Below are 16,899 nucleotides of genomic sequence, written 5' to 3' on the forward strand. Positions count from 1 at the left end.
CTGTGTTTCATAATCTGTTAGAACTTCCAGCTTAGTGCATAACTGTCATCAGCAATACCCAATCCATCTGCAGTTAAAAATAATGGTTTAAATGTATCGATCATGACGGCCAGTTCCTGAGTAGCTGTTTTTCCAATACTCTTTTCTACCGTACCAGGATGTGGTCCGTGCGGAATGCCACCGGGATGCAGCGTAAGCATGCCCCGTTCTACGTGGTTTCTACTCATAAAATCGCCATCCACATAATACAATACTTCATCGCTGTCAATATTGCTGTGATTATACGGTGTTGGAATAGATAATGGATGATAATCGTACAATCTGGGTACAAACGAACAAACCACATAGTTATTTGCTTCAAAAGTGACATGCACTGGCGGTGGTTGATGTATGCGGCCCGTTATGGGTTCAAAATCATGAATAGAGAAAGCATAAGGATAACAACATCCATCCCATCCAACCACATCAAATGGATGCGTGGCATAATGAATATCATACAACTCTCCTTTCTTTTTAACTTTAATTACAAAATCGCCATGTTCATCAAATGTCTGCAGATCTTTGGGCGTCCTGATGTCTCTTTCGCAAAATGGCGCATGCTCCAGTAATTGCCCAAATTTACTCAGGTAACTGTCCGGAAAGCGTACTGCACTAAAAGATTCGACGATTAACAACCGGTTTTTATTACCGTTAAATTCCATCTGATAAATGGTTCCCCGCGGGATCACCAGGTAATCTCCATATGCAAAATCCAGCACTCCATAACAGGTTTTCAGTTTGCCTGTACCTTCATGAATGAAAATCAGTTCATCTGCATCTGCGTTTTTATAGAAAACATCCATTTTACCGTTTTCCGGTGCTGCCAGTGCAATATGCAAATCGTTGTTAAATAAAATAATCTTCCGGCTTTTTAAATAATCCGCCTCTGGCTGAATGGAAAATCCCTTAAAACTTCTGGATTTCATTTTATTGGCTTCTGCAACTGCTTCGGGCTGTACTGAAACCGGATCGCTTACGGCCGTAACAGCAGTTGGCGGATACAGATGATACAACAACGAATAATCGCTCGAAAATCCTTCTGTAGAAAAAAGCTGTTCGGAATACAACTGACCTTTCTGATTTCTAAATTGCGTGTGGCGCTTTCTCGGAATCTCTCCTAAACTAAAATACTGTGGCATATCTTTCCTGTCTTATTTTATAATCTCACATTCTCAATACCACCTGCCATGCAGATTGCAAATCGCCTGCAAGTAAATAGTGGATAATTTTATTTTCGGGCAGCTCTGCTGCACTATCAGAATTCATCTGCGCGGTATCGATAAAATCGGGATTCAATTCAGGTATGGCTGATATATTTGCCAACCTACCCAAATGATTCCCTGTTAGAATTTTACTTTCGCGGATTTGATCCGGCAACTGATCAAACCCAATGCCCAATTCCTTTACAGGCTTAGGTAATTTATACATATACTCCGGACGGACATCCACATACCAATCTCCACCCAAACGTGCAACCTGCCTTACTTTTAACGGATCAATAAAATTATTGCTATCTAAAACGGCGTCATCTACATGCATACGTAATACCTTTGCAAAAACCAACATTCCGGCGCCGCCGTTATCGCCTAAAGCTTTTATTTCCGTTACCGCACACTCCATTTTAATTTTACTTTCACCAACCAACGGCGGTTTAATCAGATCGGCTGAAACCATGGTTAAACCAGATTTAACGAACTCATTTACACCTTCGGGATATTCGCAGCTGCTCAGATTCATTTGCTGAATAAGATTAAAATCTACAATGCTGATGCTAACTTCAGGAACTTCCATCACATTAAGCAGGGTATGTTTTAATGTATTGGTGCGGCCACTGCGCGCCGGACTGAAAATAACAATCGGTGGATTGGAAGAAAAAACATTAAAGAAGCTGAAGGGACTTAGATTTACATCGCCTTTGGCATTTACCGTACTGGCAAAACAAATTGGCCTCGGCGCTACAGCATGTTGCAGATAGTGCTGCACATCCCTGACCGATAGTTTATCCAGATCTACATACATAAGTTATTTTTTTATCGCCAACAGCGAAAGATCTGAATGCTCGGCAATGATTACATTTTTCAAAACACCAAGTTCTTCAATAGCCATTTCTACAGTGTCTCCGGGCTGTAACCAACGGGCCTCATAATTCGGATCATATAATTTTGCTGTTCCATTTAATTCAAGCAGGCAACCTGTACCAACCGTTCCGCTGCCAATCACATCCCCGGGAAAAATATCCGCACCATATGCACACCGCTCAATAATCTCGCTGAAAGTCCAGTCCATATCGGCTACGTTACCGCGACTTAGCAATTTCCCGTTTACTTTACAGGTCATCTCCAGTTGATGTCTTTTACCAATATGACCAGCCTTCGCCGGAATTTCATATGCCGAAAGTTCATCTGGCGTAACCAACCACGGACCGATTACGGTGCAGAAATCTTTTCCCTTAGCCGGACCTAAACTCAGCAACATCTCTTCCATCTGCAGGGTTCTGGCACTCATATCGTTCATAATCATATACCCACCAATATAATTGTGCGCATCTTTAGCGGTAATATTCCTGCCCTTTTTGCAAATTACTACGGCAATCTCCAGCTCAAAATCCAATTTTTCAAAATGATCGGGCATACAAAATACAGGACCTGGCCCTTGAATACTGCTGTGATTGGTAAAGTAGAATATCGGGAACTGATCAAATTCATCAATCATTGGCACGCCGCGATTTCTCCTTGCAGATTCTACATGCTGGCGAAATGCATATCCATCCCTGCAGGAATGCGGCTCCGGAACGGGCGCCATTAATTCTACTTCATGTACAGGTGTACCTTTAGCGTGTATTTGAGATAAAACGGCTTGTGCCTTTGGAAAAGCGCTCTCCCAATTTTTTAAGAAATCTGACATATTATCCGGAATTTCATTTGAAAGGAGATTCAGATCATACACAAGATTATTTTTATAAGCACCTAAACGGATTTCATTATTCGATTTGAAAGATACAAGTTTCATTGGTTATTAATTATTCGTCTTCATTATATAGGTTATTCTGATAGGTTTCCGGAACCCAGATGGCGTTCACAATTACGGCGATACAAATAATGACTAAGGGATAAATGAGGCTGATAAAGGGCGAAAAAGCAAAGCTGAAAATTGCTGCACGGCGCAAAAACTCACCGATAAGCGTGGTTGAACCACCCAAAACCCCGTTGCCAATATTGTACGAAAAAGCCATACTGGTATACCTGATTTTTGCAGGAAACAACTCCAGCATAAATACACCCATTGGACCATACACCATCGCACTGGCGAAACACAGCAGGAAGGATAAACCCACAAGCTTTGCTGTTGCCATTGTAGTAATTCCGTGTAGCGATGTAAGTTGCTCGGGATTTCCGACCACAGAAAATCCGTAAAAAGTTAAGGGTAAAAAGACTGCACTTAATACCAGGCCGGCTAGTATAACGCTCTTTCGGCCAATCCGATCGCTCAGTGCCGAAAAAAAGTGAAAAAAAGGAACGGAAAAAAAAGTGGCAATGCCCAGTATTAAGATGCAGGTCTTGAGTTCGAGATATGCGGAACGCTGTAGAAAAAATAAGGTTAGAAATTGTGCTGCCTGCATAACAGTTGCCTGGGCAGCATTTCCACCAAATATGGCCAGCAACATCAATTTGTAGTTGCCAGGTGTTTTAAAAGTATCTTTAACCGGATTTTTGGCGGTTTCTCCTGCTGTTTTCATTTTCTCATAAACCGGACTTTCGCCAAGTCTTTTCCGAATGAAATAACTTACAATAACCAGAATAGCACTCAGTAGAAATGGAATTCTCCACCCATAAGCGTTGAATGACTCTGCCGTCATCAGATACTCCGTTGTATATACAACAGAAAGGCAAAGCAACAAACCTATAGGAATTGTGGCCTGAATAAAACCGGTGTAAAAACCACGTCTATTTTTTGGCGCATGTTCTGCTACATATATTATGCCTCCTGCATATTCGCCGCTTACCGCCATGCCCTGGCAGAGCCTGAAAACAAGCAGTAATATTGGCGCAAACCAACCGATTTGCTGGAACGATGGTAAACAACCAATGAGAAAAGTTGCGCCGCCCATTAAAACCAAAGACAACAGAAACGATTTTTTCCGTCCGCTTTTATCTCCAATGGAACCGAATATTAATGAACCAATCGGACGGATCAGGTATGACGACACAACAATTGCAAGGGTTTCCAGAAACTTAGAATCGCCTGGTGGAAACAATTTCTCGCTAAGTATAGGCGATAAGATAATGGCCAGCAAAAGATCATACCATTCAATCAGGCTTCCGGTTGCAGAGGCCGCGATAACGGTTTTAATTGTTTGTTGCTCATAAAGCTTGCTTTCAGGATGCTGTACAGAAATCATTCAGGTTTTGCTCAATGGTCTAAAATTTAATCACAGGATCTTCGCGCTAAAAAAGTCTTTGCTTATATCTATCTGGTCTTCTTTGGAATATGTAAACCTAATCAATGGACCATTAAGCAAAAAGGTAAAAACACGTATTATTGCAGTACAATCGGGACGATCTTTTTTGTGTAGAATGAGCGGTCAGTAGCCAAAACAGCATAAACAGCCTCAAATAAATGTTTTTGCAGCTCGTGCGACTTCTCGAAATTAAAAAAACACAAGGCTCACCGAACCTAAAAAAGATATATTCAGGAAAAAAAGAATTTGTGAATCAAGCGGTTGCACTTAATAGTAATTTTTTCCATTTAAATAATTTGTTAAAATAATATTACTTTCTATATTTGCACCTCCTTAAACAAAAGGAATGATTCCGTAGCTCAGCTGGTAGAGCATTACACTTTTAATGTAGTGGTCCTGGGTTCGAATCCCAGCGGGATCACAAAATCAATGTCAAAAAACGCTAAAAGCCTGCAAATCAAACATTTGCAGGCTTTTGTTTTTTACCAAAATGTCATTTTATGCATCGTTTAGGCGTGTTTTGGCATAGTCTGGTGAGTAATCTGGTGAGTTGAGCTAAATTTTAAATTTACTCACCAGAACGGCTTAACGAATTGAATTACAAGCCGTTCACCTCCCGAACATCTTGTAAAGGTCTTACTGCAATGCTAATTTTGTTTCACTCTTAATGTTATCATTATGAAAACCAATTTTAGTGTTCTTTTCTATCTGAAAAGACAAAAAAACTATGAAGGTGATGTAGCACCAATTTACATCCGACTAACACTCAACGGTAAACGTGCAGAGATTTCTACTGCGCGTTCCTGTCATCCTAACCTATGGAATTCATTTTCCGGCAGAGCCAGCGGTAAAAAAGAAGAATCAATGATTCTGAATTTTCAGTTAGACCAGCTGCAACGAAAGGTTTATGATGCCTACAAATCGCTGTTAAATGCAAATGAAGAAATTACAATTGCATCAATCAAAGCAAAATTCCAGGGAAAGGAGATTAATACGCTTTCAATCCTTGATGTTATCGATGAGCACAATGATGAAATGAGGTCTCTGGTTGGAAAAGATTATGCGCCGGGTACGCTCAAACGTTTTCTGGTACTTAGAAAACATGTGCAGGAATTCATTCAAAGAAAATATAAACTGGAAGATATTGATTTGAAGAAGGTTGATCAGAAATTTATAAGTGATTTTGATTTTTACATACGCTCGGTAAAAAAGTGCTCGAACAATTATACTGTTAAAATATTGAAAAGTGTCGGTAAGATCATCAACATTAGTCACCACAATAAATTAATTGAAAATAATCCTTTCATTGGATATAAAGGCAAAACAAAGAAGACAGACAGATTCTTCATGGACGAGGACGAACTTCAGGAAATTACTGAAAAGGAATTCTCCTCTGAAAGACTTGGCACAGTTCGCGATGTATTTATATTTTGCTGCTATACTGGTCTGGCGTATACAGACGTAAAAAATTTAAGGAAAAATCACATCAATAAAGGTATCGATGGCGAGCAGTGGATAGTCAAGGTAAGGCAAAAAACCAATACCCGTTCAGCAATACCGATTCTCCCACAAGCGCAAGTGCTATTAGATAAATACGCTGATCATCCCCTGTGCAGCGAAAGTATGCTTCTACCTGTTATAACTAACCAGAAAATGAATGAATATTTGCACGAAATTGCTGCTATATGCGGGATAAATAAAAAACTAACGACACATATTGCCCGCCATACCTTCGCAACAACTGTAACGCTGTTAAACGGGGTTCCAATTGAAAGCGTATCTCAAATGCTTGGCCATACCAACATAAGAACAACTCAGCAATATGCCAAGGTGGTGGACATTAAGGTTGGCGCTGATATGGCCAGGCTAAAAGAAAAATTATTGCAAAAATCAAATAACAAAAAACCAAATGGATAATCTTATCATTACTGATGAATTGGTGCTTAACCAGATTTATCTTATTAGAGGTCAGAAAGTAATGATTGATTCAGATCTTGCTAAACTTTATGGCGTAGAAAATAAACAACTGAAAAGACAGGTAAGGAGAAACATTGAACGTTTTCCTGATGATTTTATGTTCGAAATCACTGCTGAAGAGTATTATAATGCAAGGTGCCAATCTGGCACCTTGGAATCTGGAGCTAATTTGAAATATCCACCTATGGCCTTTACAGAGCAAGGAGTCTCAATGCTTTCGAGCGTATTATCAAGTCCAAGAGCGGTACAAATGAATATTCAGATTATCCGAATTTTCACCAGGGTTAGAAATATATTACACGATAATATGGAAATCAAACTGGAAGTTGAAAAGATTAAAAAGAAGTTGGATAATCAGGATAAGAATATGGAGATCGTATTTAAGTATCTTGATGAGTTATTGGATAAGCCAGAGCTACCGAAACCAGTTAGAAAACGAATAGGTTTTAAACCAGATGACCTGTAAAATTCAAATAATTTTTGATGATCAAAAGTTGGTGTCAAAATATGCAAAAGAGCTTATCACAATTTGTGATAAGCTCTTTTGCTATTTATGTTAAAAAAATTAAGACTTCTTTAGAAGATCGATCTTTTCGCGTTCGCTTGCTAATAATCTTTCATATAATTCGACGATTTTCTCGATAGTATTAAAAGTCGGTTGGTAGTTCAGCGAGCTTGCAATTAGGGTTGAGTTGTCACTGCTAGTATTATGGAAAGTGTTAGATATAACATTGAATACTGCTTCATCAGAATATTGTTTAATACCCTCGGTAGTTACACCCAACACTTTTGCAACTTTTTCTAAGGTTGAATCTTCAATATCTTCGCTCTGTTCAAGTTTACTAATAGCTTGCTGGCTAATACCCAATTCATTGGCAAGCGCTTCTTGCTTCATGCCACGTAATTCACGGATACGAGAAATCTTACGTCCTAAATGCATTCGAGTGTTTTTTTCAGATGTTTCCATACCCAAATATACCTATTTTTTTTTGACCGTTAAAAACAACTCATTTTTCGTATTTAACAATCCACTTGTGGTTCGGTACACTTGAATTGATTTGCAAATTCGAGGTAACTTAAAATCATAATGTTATGAAAACAAATCAATCCGCAACTCACATTCGAACAGAATGCATCATGGACCTCGTAAAATTATTGGTCGAAAAATTCCGGCCGATGTATATTTACTGTTTTTGCAGGATCACCAAAACTGTTAGTAAATCCGGATGTTTCGGTTCGAAATATAATACAACTGAACATTATCACTTTCTTTTAATGGTTATGGAAAGTAAGACTAGAAATGAACATGAAGCGCAGGATTTTTGCAATACCAGATTTTACCCCGGAAAAACCACAATATTATCTCATGGTCTGGAAACCATTCAGGAATGCATATCAAAAAACAACCGTTTTTTCATTTCCGTTTTAAACGATTCACAGCAATTGTATAGCGCTGACGGGATTTTCAATATAGTCGAAAAAATTATTTTTGACCCATCTAAAGATTTTGAAAAAGCAACTAAACATTATACCCACAGAATTAAATTGGCTTCCGGTTTCCTGGAAGGCGCAGCAGACTGTTACAGCAATGAGCATTTTGCAGTCTGCCTCTTCATGGCGCATCAGGTGATCGAACAATGTACTATAGCATTAATTCGCGTTCACCTATCTTACCGCTCAGACATCCACCATCTTGGACGCCAGCTTGACTTATGCTCGAGCTTTTCATCATTACCCTATGAAATGTTGAAGTCCACCGCTGAAGATCGCAGACTATTCGAAATTTTGCTTAAAAGTTATTCTCAGGCCCGCTATAACGATCAATTTAAAGTAGAACAAGATGATGCTGATAAAATTCTATCTAAAGCTTACGCTTTTGAGAAGTTGACAAGAAGTCTGTGCGAGGAAAAGATAGCAGAATTTGAAAGGCAAGAAAATGATGTAAATGAAATTAATTTTCACAATATAGTTCAAGAGTCTTAATGTCAGAGCACATAATATTGCTTGAATGAATTTCATCTATTATCATGCAATCAATAAATTTCTATTGGGTTTAGATAAATTTTCTTAACAAATATTGAGTAAATCAACTATTCCTGATGGAAAAGCTTATGAACTATGACTTTGATGACGGAATCACAATAAAAGACATCATTATGAAAACTAAGATAAAACAAAAACGTAAGAACCGGATTAACTTCCTTGATGCTAACGAAATAGAGATGCCAATGAAACCCATAACAGCATTCTTTGATGCTGCCTGGTTGCCGCAACAGTTGGAAATGTTAAAGGATTGGCGAAACGATGTTTCATTTGAATCAAATCATCCCATAAAGAGTAGCCCGTCAGACAGATTATATGACCATGAACTTACCATGAAGCTTATTGAAGCTGCCTGGTTAATTCGAAAAAAAACAATTGGAAAACTTGATATTGAGAACGACGAAAAAAATGTAATTAAAGAATGGTGTATAAAAAATGAGAGGAAACAATTACGGGATTACCCAAATCACCTGGAAGTAGATGAAATCGTAAATCCTGCTACCGTAATTAAAAAGTTTTTTAAAACCAATAAGCTGCGCCACTACAATTCTATCTTGAGAAACTGGCTGTATGATGCTTTAAGTCATAAATACATGGAGGAAAGTCTATCCAAAGAGCAAATTATTCCTATTTACGAAAACCTGATTTGTCTGTTCGAAGCAATGTGGTTGATTAGTGAAAGAAATAAACTACGACCCTAAAATTTTATCGATTTTTCTTGACCAATAGTCAAGGGATTTATGGACAAACATCAATCGGTATCTGTGCTGACCATCTCAATTATTTTGATTATTACTCATATCACTAAAAAGCAAGGATAAGAAACAGACAAATAATTACAAGGGAATAATAATTTTTGTTCAAGTTAACAGGACTTAGATATTAAAATTGCCTTTTTTCTGACTATCAAATTAGAAGAAATTTTTATGAGTGATTAGCAGAGTTTCAGTTAGTAGATTCACCAGACAAAAAAGCTCTTCAGCTAAGAAACTATTTTTTCTTCTTCAAATTATTTTGCTTTAACGCTTTAGTCTCAGCTTTGGCTTTCTCATAGACAGACTTTGCACTCTGTTCTTTTTCGGTGGCTAGTATTGCCCGCTTTTGCGCTAAAATTTGCTTCTCAGCTTGGTTCATAAGATTATCGCTGTCAACTAGATATAGTGAGTCAATTGCTGAAGCCAAGCCGGGTTCACTACCTCTTATCACCTTAAACTTATCAGCCTCAGTTGATATATTCTGGTTTTGAGAAAACATATAGAAAGAAAAACCAATTGAAAAAATGAAGGTAATTGTTATAATTGCTAAACCGGTGAAATATGGTTTTGAACTGAAGTCAAAATTATGATAGTGCCTGACAGGAGTTACAGATGGTGCCGCAGCTGATTTCTTGATTAAAATTTGCAGGTGGTTATTTAAAACAGAAAATTGTTGTTCGTGTTTCTGCTTTAGCAAAATCTCTATAATTGTTGAAAATGATTTTTCGTAATTGACCGGCTCATTTCTAATAAGTAAATCCAATTTTTCTTCATAGATTTTTTGCTTACTGATAAAAACCTCAATCAGCTGTTCTATATTTTCTAATTTCTCTTCAGTATTTTCCATAAGTTGTTTTTTATCGTCCTCTTCCCTGACTTTGTTCTTCATCCTCCTCGCCATCATAAATTCCCTTTTTACCTTTTCCTCTTGGGTCGGCTTCAGGTTCATTTGCAGATACAGGAAATGACGAGGGAGCGAAAAGGATATTAACAGCTTTTAACAATCCCATCGGTTTAGGGGAGGAATTTCTTCCAGGAGAATAACTGGGTTGATTCTCTCTCGATTTCGATGTCTCTACATTTTTAGATTTCGAAAGGAAGTGGTCTGCGAGTTTACCAAAACTAAGTGACCTATCAATTTGAGAACCTTTGAAGGTGTAATCTCCCGACTTGAAGGATATTCCCTGAATTTCTGAGCTGTTAGCTTTATATTTAAAAATCACATCAATACCTGAATTTGATAACCTCAAAACGAAGTCTTGCCAATCCTTACTGCTCTTCTGGGCTACTTTTATCGTATCAAAGAGACTATATTTAATTTTATCGCTTCCCTGTAAAGCCTTGCGATTGACCAGATTTCTATTACCAGCTATAAACAACCCATGCTTTAATGTTATGCTTTTGCATGCCGCTACATTCCTTTTAAATTGAAACTGATCTGAAATAGCCTTGCCTTCATTATCAACCCTGCTGTAGATAATATGCAAATGAGGATGATGGTTATCATGATGACGGACGATTAGGATTTGTGTGTTCTTAATTCCCGTCAGCCCCAGATACTCTTTTGCCATTGCCAGCATATTTTCGTCATTCAGTTTACCTACATCTTCTTCACTCCAGCTAAGGGAGATATGACCAACTGCTTTTGAAAGCCCTGGATTCATTTGCCGCTGCAAATTAAAATCTTTGATAATAAGGGATGAATCAGCTAATCTGATTCCATCCCCATAAAGTAACCTAGCATCCTTTTTGTTGACGACATAACGGACGCAACCTCCGAAACTTTTTCCCACGACCACCTTACCAATCATTGTTTGAAAAGCTTAGCTATTATTTCATTTATCTCATCTAAAAGCACTCTGCACTTTTTCTGAAATACTAACAGACCCTGCTCATGAGATAGCTTAGTTAACTGATTAAGATTATTAGCCATACCAGCTAGTATCCTGAAAATTTTGAGTTCTTCGGGATTGAGTCTTGGAGAAACCTTGGCTGACTTTGCTGCCTGACGAAACCAATCGCTGATTTTCAAACCGGACTGTTTTGATTTTTGCTCAATCATAAAATATTCCATTTTACTTAACCTCACTCTTATTCCTGAATCTTTTTTTATTTTCTTTACCGGCCTTCCGCCTTTGGATCTCAGAAATCTTTCTGATTTATCTATCTCATTCATACGCTTTGTTCTTCCTACTTTTTGCGACCATCGGGAGTAAAAAGACAAGTTCTTTTTTGCTAGTAGCGAAAAAGGTTTTTGTGTAACAAAAACACAAACTTGCTCCCTCAGCGTTTCAAAAAACCATGTCGCCAAATCCTGCAAAATATTTTAATTTATTTAGTGCGATTTCCCCACGTCACCATGCTTCCTTTTCTTGGATGAAAAGAAGGCTGATAAATAATATAGCCAAGCTGGTCTAATTCTTTGATGCACTTGTGATAAGTAGCAATTGAAGAAATTTTAGAAAAAGACATTAATGTTTTCCGTGTTATTGAAAAAGTATTTGTTCGTCCTTCTTGAGTCCAACAAATAATTAAGCCAGCAAATAAAGCGAGGTGGGGCATTTTTATTTTTTCATCCTTGCTCATTCGTTTTGTTAAAAAATCATGATATGCTCTGATCTCAGGTTTTGAGTTATTCATTTTTCTTCCCCCTCCATTACGGCATTAATGTCATCCAATCTGTAATAAAAAATACTGCCCACTTTTGTAAAGGCGAGTACACCGTTAATTCTTAGGTTTTGTAAAGTCCCTGGCGAAATTTTTAACATTTTTCTAACCTCTGCACTTCTTAGCCACTTCTTTTGCTGTGTACTGCCGCCCTTTAATAATTGTTCAATTGCATTTATCATATCCACTTTGAATTCTGATAAATCTTCTTTCGTAATAAGGTCTAATCTCATTTTTTTAAAAATCTAAAGTTTGATTTCTTGGTGCATCGCATTAACTACTTCGCTACGTTTAAAATAAATTCGTTTATGAAGCCTCAAAAAAGGGAGTCCTTTCCTCATCCAGAGGTTTAGCGTTACCAGCGAGATACCCAGTTCTTCAGCGAGGTCAGTCTTAGACAAAAGCCGTTCTGAAATTTGAACATCAATGTTTTTTGTAAAGTGTTCGTGTAGTTCTGTGCGTACCGAATCACGTATACATGCACTTAGGTTTTGTTGGTTGATAATTTCCATATTATTCGATTTTTGAATCAAAAGTGTGGTTTATGGAAATTTAAAGATTACCATACGGAATCGCATGGTAAGAATGGTGCCTTATGTAATAAGAAAATTCAGTTAGCGATATTACCGAAAAACATAAATGACACTGAGAATGAAAAGATTGACCTTAGGACCGTTTATTGGAAAGGCTTATCTGAAATACACTGTGTTTACGAGGAATCGACGCTGAACGTCTGCTAGGATCGTTTCTATTAGCGGGAAAATACCGTCGAACGGTATCGAAATTTATTTCTTTATGATTGTGTCGAAAATATTTGCAAATCATCTTTACCCAAACGATCTGTGTTTGGGAAAAAACTAACTCATTATATGAATCAATTTTGATATCCTGTATTTTCTGGAAAAGATCCAAAAGTTTGAGTAAATGGCCATCAGAGATATTTATGTAATCTCCAGTCTCAAGCTTTCGAGTCTGATCGAGCTGTGATTTTAACTCAACCAGATCCTTGTTAAGAGCTTCTATTTCTAGAAGTTGTCTTGAAATTACTTCCTCTTTAAGCTCAAATATTTCGTCATTATAAGAACTGCTATTTAAGTAATCAAGGAAAGCACGTAACTTAATTTTCCGTTCATTGATTTTACCATGTCTGTTGAAAAATGATCCTGGCTTATCAGCTTTTAGAAGGTCAATAATTCCATCACTGACCAAATCTCTAACGTGCTTGTAAAATTCAGCATCATTTGAGCCTTCATTAACCATTCTGAAGTATTTCAAATGATATTGGTAAAGAGCCTCGAATTCTCGGTAATCAGTGTCGTATACAACGTTTAAAAAATGCTTGTCATAATGGCTCCTGTACCAAGAAAATGAATTTCCAATATCATAAGAATGTTTCCTTTTTCTTAATGGCTGAATAGGTTTAAAATATTCCTTCATAAAAATATCTTCTATGATATTACAATAGAAGCATGATAATAAGACTACAATAGGATAGGTTCGTTACAAAATTGTTCTTTCGCTAAAGTAGGGTGATAAACCGTTTGTGCTTTTTTTGGAATGACAATTTTGGAGATTTCGACTCCATTGACTAAATGATTCCGCAACTGATTGAGCAGTTGAAGAAAATCCGCACTCGTCGTGCATTCTAGTTATCAGTTCCTTGAGGTGGTGAATTTAGACCGAAACGCATTCACCTCAATTCCAAAATGATGGTCAATCCAAGCAAAATCTACAAGGCACAGGCCAACCCTAAAATTTTATTTGTTGTTGAAGACCTAAATCGAAATGGAAATCGTATTTTCAATTGATCTAAACTAATAGCTGGGCCGAAGCGCCGATGGCAATTGATTATGACAATAAAAGAAGCGATTTTAAAAAGTCTGGATGATATCCAGGCGTTGGCAAATTACATGGAAATTTACCACCATATCATCGAAAAGAAATATTACGATTTCGGTTCCAAAACACCGGTAACAACCGTTTCTTCGATACTTGGTGATCTCATTCGAGATGGTGATACCAGAATCAAACGTATCAGACGCCCCGGTGAAACTTATTTGTATTACCTGACTAAAAATGAGTCGAGCATCGGTATCGAATTCTTAACGGGTGCTACCGAGGTTTTACCCGAAGAGCAGCCGGACCATCTATTACTACCGAAGCGGCCAAAGACTTACGAGGAGCGTTCCTTGCACACCTTGCTGAGCAGTTACTTAAAAAACACGGAAATTTATTCAAAAACGATCTTTCATGAACAGTCGAGTAACAAAGATGCAAATCAAATCTGGACCCACCCCGATATGATCGGAATCAAGTTTCTGAATCCAAAAAACAAGGTCAGCAGAAATTTTCTGAAAACCGTTAGCCGGATGGATACCTTTGAGCTGAGTTCATTTGAACTCAAGCGGGAGATCAATACCGATAGCGATCTCAAAAGGGCATTTTTTCAGGCCGTATCCAATTCAAGCTGGGCGAACTACGGGTATCTCGTTGCCTTTGATTTCAATAGCGCCCTTCAGGAAGAAATGGCCCGCCTTAATCAATCCTTTGGTATCGGAATTATAAAACTGGCAGCCAATCCCTATCAAAGTAAAGTATTGTATCAGGCTGAACTCAGAGAGCTGGATTTCAATACAATCGATAAGCTTTGCAAAATCAATAAGGAATTTGAAAAATTCATTGAACAGGTTGAAAAATTAATGACCGCGGAAGACCGCTATTATCAATCTACTGAACGGGAATTTGTGGAATTTTGTGATCAATATTTATTAAAAGATAGTGAATTTGAACAATACTGCAGGGAAAGGCATATTCCGATGCGGGAGTCGCTTTAAACTAAATTCCTTATGGTATCAGTTCATTTGAATTACGTTTCCTCCATTATTCTTAGACAAATTTCATAGAGACAATGCCAGCTTTAGGTTGGCTTTGTTATATTTACGAACAGTTATCAGTTAACCCTCAACACATGAAACTTCCTCAAAGCGTTATCGACCAGGATGCCTATTATGCCGCGATTAACAGTCTATTGAATGATAAAGATTGTTACCTTGTTATCGACACCAATATCCTGGCCAGCTTTTATCGCCTTCACGAGAAGGCACGTAATGAACTTTTTGACTATTTAGACCCCTTCATTAAATTAAACCGGCTCAAGACCCCGGCCTGGGCGCTGAATGAATATACCAAAAAATTTATCCGTAACCAGGCTGGCGACTATCTGAGTGCCAAAAAGAAATTGGACATCATCAGCAATGACTTCGAGGAGGCTAAAAAGTTTTTGTCGTTGCATATTGACCTCGCCAATCTTCCCCCGGGGATATATAAGGACGCGGCAGAATATACCGCCGACCTGAAAGATATCGCCGCCAAAGTCTCTAGGCTCCGCATGCTAGTTAAGACCAGTGATGCGTCATATATCAACGCCATTAACCAACAACTGAAGGATAAGTTTGATGGCACGGCTTTAGAGAGTGATATCTTTGCTCTGGCGGAAAAGGTAAGTATCAGCGGACCAAATCGCTTTCACAACCAGTTGCCACCGGGCTATGAGGACAACACCAAGGGCTTTAACGCCTATGGGGACCTGATTATTTGGGAGGAAATCATTGGTTTTGCCAGAGATAAGGGCGAAAAAAAAGTAATTCTGTTAACCAATGACATGAAGCGCGACTGGATGTATGCACCTCAAAAGGTGATCGTTAAGGGGCATGAAAGGCCTAACCAGGAGTTTAAAGTCGTTGATCCCCGGCTGGTTTATCAGTTCAAACTGAACGCCGGTAATGAAGATTTCCACATCATTAACCTAGAGCGTCTGACCCATATCTTAATCGATAGCGGAAATACCGGAGTTTATGAGTTAGCGGCTGCCCTGCAGATAAAACACGCCGAGGAGCAGAAGGAAGTGAAAAAGAAAAAAGCGGAAGCAATTTCAGCCGGCCTTGAGATAGCCGAGGCAGTGGAAGGTATCTTAGCCGAAGCGGACGTGCTGGAAAAACCTCAACCCGAAGAACCGGCCGTAACTGAGCAGCCTGTAGAAACAGGCGCAGCTGTTTTTGAAAACCAAGGGACTACGGAGGTAAAACCGGAGAAGCGGCCTGCTGTTGAGGCCTGCGAACCCGCAGAAACGGAAAAAGGCTCTTACGCCCCGGAGGCGCTAGCGGACAAAAATTATCTGGAATATGAGGATGCCAGTATTGGGGAAATCATCGGTAAACTCAAAAGCTACAACTGGTATGTTCAAAGTCCTGCCATTGAACACTTCGAGGCATTGTTCCGGGCAGCGCCGAATCAGCTTGTTTTTTCTAAAAATGACCTGTTTGTATTGGGGAGAAACATTTACCAAACCGCATCTGGAGGGGCTTACCTGGCGATGCAGTTTTTAGAGGAAAACAGGATCAGCGCGTTCAGTAATCACTATGTTCGACTGCACCTGGTATCCGGGATGATCTATGAGGTGTTTTTCGATAGCAGCGGTCAACTACGGAGACCAGACTTTAAGAGCTCGTTTATCGACCCGGTATTCGCGCTCCTCAAGGATCCAATTTATACGCCCGCAGTAGAGTTTATTCAAGCTGCCTTAGCTAAATATGAGCACAAGCTGATCGTCCTGCCTTCTAAAAACCCGCAGGCGATAACCTTTGAAATCTCATTAAAAACGGAAATATTTGAGAACGGCGAAGTCCAGGTACTTGAGGGTGTCAGCTATGAAAATGAGCAATTGTTTGTGCTTAACAACGGTATGGTGAGATTCGTGTTGAAACAATATTTGTCTGAAAAAGATATTAAAGAGGAGATTAAGCGGGCATTCGCTATTCCAAGCTGGCAGCAGACGCTCAAGTTCAATCCCCCCCTCGCTGATCAGCTTTTGCTTGCCCGTAGCAATAGAATCCTTTGGCGAGGCCCTTTGCCTAAAAGCTCAGAAAATGAACCGACGGGAAGCGAATTTTAATGGGAAAT

The 16,899-nt window shown here is 38.7% G+C and carries 18 protein-coding genes and 1 tRNA gene; 7 read left to right on the forward strand and 12 right to left on the reverse strand.

The window, feature by feature from the left end:
• Nucleotides 1–17: 17 nt before the first annotated feature.
• From ACJVDH_RS09765 to ACJVDH_RS09780, 4 genes are read right to left on the reverse strand one after another with little or no spacing between them, the layout of a single operon-like run.
• Entirely contained in the window at nucleotides 18–1,178 is a 1,161-nt protein-coding gene (locus ACJVDH_RS09765) for a homogentisate 1,2-dioxygenase (protein ID WP_443947383.1), read from the reverse strand.
• Between the two features lie 25 nt (nucleotides 1,179–1,203).
• Nucleotides 1,204–2,058 (reverse strand): flavin reductase family protein, encoded by an 855-nt coding sequence (locus ACJVDH_RS09770; RefSeq protein WP_443947384.1) that lies wholly within the window; start codon nucleotides 2,056–2,058, stop codon nucleotides 1,204–1,206.
• A 3-nt stretch (nucleotides 2,059–2,061) separates the two neighbouring features.
• Complete coding sequence (locus ACJVDH_RS09775) at nucleotides 2,062–3,048, reverse strand: fumarylacetoacetate hydrolase family protein (protein ID WP_443947385.1); 987 nt, start codon at nucleotides 3,046–3,048, stop codon at nucleotides 2,062–2,064.
• A gap of 10 nt (nucleotides 3,049–3,058) precedes the next feature.
• Nucleotides 3,059–4,438: an MFS transporter gene (locus ACJVDH_RS09780; RefSeq protein ID WP_443947386.1), complete on the reverse strand. Its 1,380-nt coding sequence runs from the start codon at nucleotides 4,436–4,438 to the stop codon at nucleotides 3,059–3,061.
• 408 nt (nucleotides 4,439–4,846) lie between these two features.
• On the opposite strand from ACJVDH_RS09780, the gene ACJVDH_RS09785 reads away from it, so the two are divergent.
• The 3 genes from ACJVDH_RS09785 to ACJVDH_RS09795 all read left to right on the forward strand — a co-directional run bounded on the left by ACJVDH_RS09785 (nucleotide 4,847) and on the right by ACJVDH_RS09795 (nucleotide 6,941).
• Nucleotides 4,847–4,919 (forward strand) — tRNA-Lys (locus tag ACJVDH_RS09785).
• Nucleotides 4,920–5,176: 257 nt separating this feature from the next.
• A complete protein-coding gene (locus ACJVDH_RS09790; RefSeq protein ID WP_443947387.1) occupies nucleotides 5,177–6,415 on the forward strand; it encodes a site-specific integrase in 1,239 nt (412 codons plus the stop codon).
• Nucleotides 6,408–6,941, forward strand: a complete 534-nt coding sequence (locus ACJVDH_RS09795; protein ID WP_443947388.1) for an ORF6N domain-containing protein — start codon at nucleotides 6,408–6,410, stop codon at nucleotides 6,939–6,941. The genes ACJVDH_RS09790 and ACJVDH_RS09795 overlap by 8 nt, the downstream gene beginning before the upstream one ends.
• A 99-nt stretch (nucleotides 6,942–7,040) precedes the next feature.
• Here the strand turns inward: ACJVDH_RS09795 and ACJVDH_RS09800 are convergent, their stop codons facing one another.
• A complete protein-coding gene (locus ACJVDH_RS09800; RefSeq protein ID WP_443947389.1) occupies nucleotides 7,041–7,442 on the reverse strand; it encodes a helix-turn-helix domain-containing protein in 402 nt (133 codons plus the stop codon).
• 125 nt (nucleotides 7,443–7,567) lie between these two features.
• Here ACJVDH_RS09800 and ACJVDH_RS09805 point away from each other — a divergent pair, with 125 nt between their 5' ends.
• A complete protein-coding gene (locus ACJVDH_RS09805) occupies nucleotides 7,568–8,458 on the forward strand; it encodes a HEPN domain-containing protein (protein WP_443947390.1) in 891 nt (296 codons plus the stop codon).
• 173 nt (nucleotides 8,459–8,631) lie between these two features.
• On the forward strand, nucleotides 8,632–9,219 hold the full coding sequence (locus tag ACJVDH_RS09810) for a hypothetical protein (protein ID WP_443947391.1): 588 nt from the start codon (nucleotides 8,632–8,634) through the stop codon (nucleotides 9,217–9,219).
• Nucleotides 9,220–9,508: 289 nt separating this feature from the next.
• Here ACJVDH_RS09810 and ACJVDH_RS09815 read toward each other — a convergent pair whose 3' ends face one another.
• The 7 genes from ACJVDH_RS09815 to ACJVDH_RS09845 all read right to left on the reverse strand — a co-directional run bounded on the left by ACJVDH_RS09815 (nucleotide 9,509) and on the right by ACJVDH_RS09845 (nucleotide 13,377).
• Nucleotides 9,509–10,120, reverse strand: coding sequence for a hypothetical protein (locus tag ACJVDH_RS09815; RefSeq protein ID WP_443947392.1), 612 nt, complete (start codon nucleotides 10,118–10,120; stop codon nucleotides 9,509–9,511).
• 10 nt (nucleotides 10,121–10,130) lie between these two features.
• The gene (locus ACJVDH_RS09820; RefSeq protein WP_443947393.1) at nucleotides 10,131–11,084 is read right to left on the reverse strand and encodes a relaxase/mobilization nuclease domain-containing protein; all 954 of its coding nucleotides are present in this window, start codon (nucleotides 11,082–11,084) and stop codon (nucleotides 10,131–10,133) included.
• Nucleotides 11,081–11,593 carry a plasmid mobilization protein gene (locus ACJVDH_RS09825; protein ID WP_443947394.1) on the reverse strand — a complete coding sequence of 171 codons (513 nt, stop codon included), beginning with the start codon at nucleotides 11,591–11,593 and terminating at the stop codon, nucleotides 11,081–11,083. Before ACJVDH_RS09825 ends, ACJVDH_RS09820 begins: the two co-directional genes overlap by 4 nt.
• A gap of 11 nt (nucleotides 11,594–11,604) precedes the next feature.
• The gene (locus tag ACJVDH_RS09830; RefSeq protein ID WP_443947395.1) at nucleotides 11,605–11,913 is read right to left on the reverse strand and encodes a hypothetical protein; all 309 of its coding nucleotides are present in this window, start codon (nucleotides 11,911–11,913) and stop codon (nucleotides 11,605–11,607) included.
• Nucleotides 11,910–12,173 carry a helix-turn-helix domain-containing protein gene (locus ACJVDH_RS09835; protein WP_443947396.1) on the reverse strand — a complete coding sequence of 88 codons (264 nt, stop codon included), beginning with the start codon at nucleotides 12,171–12,173 and terminating at the stop codon, nucleotides 11,910–11,912. Before ACJVDH_RS09835 ends, ACJVDH_RS09830 begins: the two co-directional genes overlap by 4 nt.
• Nucleotides 12,174–12,185: 12 nt before the next feature.
• On the reverse strand, nucleotides 12,186–12,452 hold the full coding sequence (locus tag ACJVDH_RS09840) for a helix-turn-helix domain-containing protein (RefSeq protein ID WP_443947397.1): 267 nt from the start codon (nucleotides 12,450–12,452) through the stop codon (nucleotides 12,186–12,188).
• A 154-nt stretch (nucleotides 12,453–12,606) separates the two neighbouring features.
• The gene (locus ACJVDH_RS09845) at nucleotides 12,607–13,377 is read right to left on the reverse strand and encodes a hypothetical protein (RefSeq protein ID WP_443947398.1); all 771 of its coding nucleotides are present in this window, start codon (nucleotides 13,375–13,377) and stop codon (nucleotides 12,607–12,609) included.
• Between the two features lie 413 nt (nucleotides 13,378–13,790).
• Here ACJVDH_RS09845 and ACJVDH_RS09850 point away from each other — a divergent pair, with 413 nt between their 5' ends.
• Nucleotides 13,791–14,774, forward strand: coding sequence for a hypothetical protein (locus ACJVDH_RS09850; RefSeq protein WP_443947399.1), 984 nt, complete (start codon nucleotides 13,791–13,793; stop codon nucleotides 14,772–14,774).
• Nucleotides 14,775–14,908: 134 nt separating this feature from the next.
• Nucleotides 14,909–16,891: a PIN-like domain-containing protein gene (locus ACJVDH_RS09855; RefSeq protein ID WP_443947400.1), complete on the forward strand. Its 1,983-nt coding sequence runs from the start codon at nucleotides 14,909–14,911 to the stop codon at nucleotides 16,889–16,891.
• Nucleotides 16,892–16,899 lie beyond the last annotated feature (8 nt).

Origin of the sequence: Pedobacter terrestris, assembly GCF_052343045.1 — a bacterium.
GTDB lineage: Bacteria > Bacteroidota > Bacteroidia > Sphingobacteriales > Sphingobacteriaceae > Pedobacter.

Coding starts and splice junctions, on each gene's coding strand:
- ACJVDH_RS09770 (WP_443947384.1), bottom strand. CDS start 2,058: ATGTATGTAGATCTGGATAAACTATCGGTCAGGGATGTGCAGCACTAT.
- ACJVDH_RS09775 (WP_443947385.1), bottom strand. CDS start 3,048: ATGAAACTTGTATCTTTCAAATCGAATAATGAAATCCGTTTAGGTGCT.
- ACJVDH_RS09780 (WP_443947386.1), bottom strand. CDS start 4,438: ATGATTTCTGTACAGCATCCTGAAAGCAAGCTTTATGAGCAACAAACA.
- ACJVDH_RS09765 (WP_443947383.1), bottom strand. CDS start 1,178: ATGCCACAGTATTTTAGTTTAGGAGAGATTCCGAGAAAGCGCCACACG.
- ACJVDH_RS09795 (WP_443947388.1), top strand. CDS start 6,408: ATGGATAATCTTATCATTACTGATGAATTGGTGCTTAACCAGATTTAT.
- ACJVDH_RS09850 (WP_443947399.1), top strand. CDS start 13,791: ATGACAATAAAAGAAGCGATTTTAAAAAGTCTGGATGATATCCAGGCG.
- ACJVDH_RS09800 (WP_443947389.1), bottom strand. CDS start 7,442: ATGGAAACATCTGAAAAAAACACTCGAATGCATTTAGGACGTAAGATT.
- ACJVDH_RS09820 (WP_443947393.1), bottom strand. CDS start 11,084: ATGATTGGTAAGGTGGTCGTGGGAAAAAGTTTCGGAGGTTGCGTCCGT.
- ACJVDH_RS09855 (WP_443947400.1), top strand. CDS start 14,909: ATGAAACTTCCTCAAAGCGTTATCGACCAGGATGCCTATTATGCCGCG.
- ACJVDH_RS09815 (WP_443947392.1), bottom strand. CDS start 10,120: ATGGAAAATACTGAAGAGAAATTAGAAAATATAGAACAGCTGATTGAG.
- ACJVDH_RS09840 (WP_443947397.1), bottom strand. CDS start 12,452: ATGGAAATTATCAACCAACAAAACCTAAGTGCATGTATACGTGATTCG.
- ACJVDH_RS09810 (WP_443947391.1), top strand. CDS start 8,632: ATGAAAACTAAGATAAAACAAAAACGTAAGAACCGGATTAACTTCCTT.
- ACJVDH_RS09830 (WP_443947395.1), bottom strand. CDS start 11,913: ATGAATAACTCAAAACCTGAGATCAGAGCATATCATGATTTTTTAACA.
- ACJVDH_RS09790 (WP_443947387.1), top strand. CDS start 5,177: ATGAAAACCAATTTTAGTGTTCTTTTCTATCTGAAAAGACAAAAAAAC.
- ACJVDH_RS09835 (WP_443947396.1), bottom strand. CDS start 12,173: ATGAGATTAGACCTTATTACGAAAGAAGATTTATCAGAATTCAAAGTG.
- ACJVDH_RS09805 (WP_443947390.1), top strand. CDS start 7,568: ATGAAAACAAATCAATCCGCAACTCACATTCGAACAGAATGCATCATG.
- ACJVDH_RS09845 (WP_443947398.1), bottom strand. CDS start 13,377: ATGAAGGAATATTTTAAACCTATTCAGCCATTAAGAAAAAGGAAACAT.